The sequence below is a fragment of the Acrocarpospora phusangensis genome (assembly GCF_016862995.1).
Taxonomy (GTDB): Bacteria; Actinomycetota; Actinomycetes; order Streptosporangiales; family Streptosporangiaceae; genus Acrocarpospora; species Acrocarpospora phusangensis.
On record NZ_BOOA01000173.1, the window covers coordinates 1 to 3,781 of the forward strand.

The 3,781-nt window shown below is 70.4% G+C and carries 2 protein-coding genes; one reads left to right on the forward strand and one right to left on the reverse strand.

Annotated elements, in window-relative coordinates:
* Nucleotides 1-186, reverse strand: a 186-nt coding sequence (locus Aph01nite_RS40695) for a hypothetical protein (RefSeq protein WP_204046440.1), incomplete at its 3' end; no start/stop codon positions are given.
* Between the two features lie 40 nt (nucleotides 187-226).
* Between Aph01nite_RS40695 and Aph01nite_RS40700 the strand changes: the two genes are divergently transcribed.
* Nucleotides 227-3,781, forward strand: a 3,555-nt coding sequence (locus Aph01nite_RS40700) for a beta strand repeat-containing protein (RefSeq protein WP_204046441.1), incomplete at its 3' end; no start/stop codon positions are given.

A 3,781-nucleotide genomic window follows, 5' to 3' on the forward strand; every position in this document is an offset into this window, starting at 1 on the left:
CAATGCCACGTACAACAACGACGCGGTGGCGAGTTCGGGGGGGTTGACGTTCAACGAGGACGGGACGGTGACGTGGTCGGGTCCGTTGGCGGTGGGGGAGACGATGACCGCCACGGCGTCGATCACGGTCAACAATCCGGCGACCGGTGGCGACACGATGACCAGTTTGGTCACCTCGACGACCACGGGCAGCAACTGTCCGGTGGGGAGTTCCGATCCCGCGTGTGTGACGTCGGTGGAAGTGCTGCGTCCGGAGTTGACGATCGAGAAGACGGCGGACAAGGCGACGGTCGAGCCGGGCGGGGTCGTTTCGTACACGGTGACGGTGACCAACTCGGGGGAGACCCCGTACACGGGGGCGGCCTTCACGGACTCGCTCGCGGGTGTGCTCACGGACGCGGTCTACAACAACGACGTCACCGCGAGTACGGGCGACGTGTCCTACGCCGCGCCCACGTTGTCCTGGAGTGGTGACCTGGCCATCGGCGCGGTCGCGACCATCAGCTACTCGGTCACCGTGCGCGATCCGGATCCCGGCGACAGGTTGATGTCCAACCCGGTGGTGTCCTCGACGCTGGGCAACAACTGCCCGGCCGGAGGCGGCGACAGCCGATGCTCCGTGCGGGTCATCGTCCTGGTGCCGGCGCTCACCATCACCAAGACCGCCGACACCGCGACCGTCGTGGAAGGCGGCACGATCACCTACACCGTGACCGTCGCCAACACCGGGCAGACGCCGTACACCGGGGCGAGTTTCACCGATTCGCTGGCGGGGGCGCTGGACGACGCCACGTACAACAACGACGTGGCGGCCACCAGCGGGACCGTGGGATACAGCGCGCCCAACCTGACCTGGACCGGTGACCTGGCCATCGGCGCGAGCGCGACCGTCACGTACTCCTTGACCGTGCGCTCCCCCGACCCGGGCGACGGCCTGGTCGGCAACGCCGTCACGTCGGCCACGGCCGGCAACAACTGCCCGGCCGGGAGCACCGACGCACGCTGTCAGGCCGAGGTCAGGCTGTCCCGGCTCGTCCTGACGCAGGGTTACACCGAGACCAGCACGACGCCCGGTTCGGTGGTGCATCTGAGCGCCACCTTCACCAACACCGGGCAGACGCCGTACACGGGGATCAGTGTCTCCGCCGGCACGGGGGGCACGCTGGACGACGCCGTTCCCGTCGGTGACCAGGTCGCCAGTTCGGGCACGCTCGTGCTGGGGCCCACTGCCATCACCTGGACCGGGAACATCCCGGTCGGCGGGGTCGTCACGATCAACGGCACCCTTACCGTGAAGGATCCGGATCCGGGGGACAAGGTGCTCACGGGCACCCTTGTCTCCGCCGCGCCGGGGAACAACTGCCCGGCGGGGGGATCCGACCCGCGCTGCACCGCGCGGCTCGACGTCCTGATCCCGGCCCTGTCCATCACCAAGTCCGCGGACACGGTCACGCAGGTGCCCGGCGGGGTGATCAACTACACGCTGCTCGTGGAGAACACCGGGCAGACGCCGTACAGCGGGGCCGTGGTCAGGGACGACCTGGCCGGGTTGCTGGGCGACGCCACGTACAACGGCGACGCCGCCGCGACCGTCGGTTCGGTCGACTTCGCGAGCCCGATCCTGACCTGGACCGGTGACCTGCCGGTCGGGGGTAGCGCCGTCATCACGTACAGCGCCACGGTCCGCGACCCCGACCCGGGGAACAAGCTGGTCTTCACCACGGCCAGTTCCGACACCGTCGGCAGCACCTGTCCGCCCGGGTCGGGAAACCCGGCCTGCTCGTCCACCGTCACCGTGCTCACTCCGGCGCTGACCATCGTGAAGACGGCGGACGACGACACCGCCGTGGCAAGCGAGACCGTCACCTACACCATCAAGGTCACCAACAGCGGACAGACCGACTACGCCGCCGCCTCGCTGGCCGACGACCTGACCGGGCTGCTCGACGACGCCGCCTACAACAACGACGCCGTCGCCGACTCGGGCACGGTCGGCTACAGCGCGCCCACCCTGACCTGGACCGGCGCCCTCGCCGTCGGAGCCACGGCGACCATCACCTACACGGTCACCGTGAACAATCCCGACCTGGGGGACAAGAGCCTCGTCAGCACGATCAGCTCCGCCGCGGCCGGCAACAACTGCCCGGCCGGGTCGTCCGACCCGCGCTGCGCCCTGACGATCCCCATCGCCGAGAGCGCCGACCTGACGTTCACCAAACGGTCCGACGTGGCCTCCACCGAGCGGGGCGGTGTGGTCAACTACACGATCACCGTCGCCAACACCGCGGCCACGCCGTACGTCGGGGCGACGTTCAACGACCCCCTGACCGGGGTGCTCGACGACGCCGACTACAACAACGACGTGTCCGCCACCGCGGGCACGGCCGGCTACACCGCGCCCACCCTGACCTGGACCGGGAACGTCCCGGCCGGCGGCACGGTCACGATCACCTACTCGGTGACGGCGAAGACCGCGCCCGGCGGGGACGGGGTCATGTCCAACGTGCTCACCTCGACCTCGCCGCAGAGCAACTGCGCGGCGGCCAGCGGCGACCCGCGCTGCGCGAGGACCGTCACCGTCTCCGCGCTGACCATCGCCACCAGCGCGAACGCCGTGACCACCACGCCCGGCGGGACCGTGCAGTTCACCAGCACGTTCAGCAACACCGGGCAGACGCCGTACACGGGGATCAGCGTCAGCTACAGCCTCGCGGACCTGCTGGACGACGTCGTGCCCGGCCGGGAGGACACGGTCACTTCGGGGACGATCTCCAGCACGCCCGGCGGGATGGTGTGGACGGGGGACATCCCGGTCGGCGGCACGGTCACGCTGACCTCCTCGTTCACCGTCAAGAACCCGGACGACGGCGACCGGAGCCTGCGCTTCGCGGCGGTCTCCGACACGCCGGGAGGCAACTGCCCGGCCGGCGGCTCCGACCCGCAGTGCGCGGCCACCGTGCAGGTCCTGATCCCGGCGCTCACGATCGGCAAGACGGCGAGCGCGCCCGCGACGGTTCCCGGTGGGACGGTCACGTACACGGTGACGCTGGCCAACACGGGCGAGACGCCGTACACGGGGATCACCGTCACCGACGGGTTCGCGGGTCTCATCGACGACGCCGTCTACAACAACGACGCGAGCGCGACCAGCGGCGCGGTCTCCTACACCGAGCCCGTGCTCAGCTGGACCGGCGACATCGCCGTGGGCGCGACGGTGACGATCACCTACTCGATCACGGTCCGCGACCCGGACCCCGGGGACAAGGTCATGGTCAACACGCTCTTCTCGGCGGCCGAAGGGAGCAACTGCCCCCTCGCGGGCCCCGCCCCCGCCTGTACGGTCACCGTCGCGGTCCTCACCCCCGCGCTGACGATCGTGACGAACGCGGACGCCGCGACCACGGCCCCGGGCGGCACGGTGGAGTACACGATCACCGTCACCAACACCGGCCAGACGTCCTACCCGGCGGCGACGCTGACCGACTCCCTGGCCGGCGTGCTGGACGACGCCGTGTACGCCGGCGACGGCGCGGCCACCACCGGCACGGTCTCCCAGACCGGCTCCGACCTGACCTGGACGGGCGCGCTGGCACCCGGCGCGTCCGCGACGATCACGTACTCGGTGGTCGTGCGGTCGCCGGATCCGGGCGACAGGATCCTGACGAATGCGATCACCTCGCCGAGCGCCGGGAACAACTGCCCGGCCGGCGGCTCCGATCCGCGCTGCTCCGGGAGCGTCCCGGTCTCCGTGCTGACGCTGACCAGTTCGGTGGACTCGACC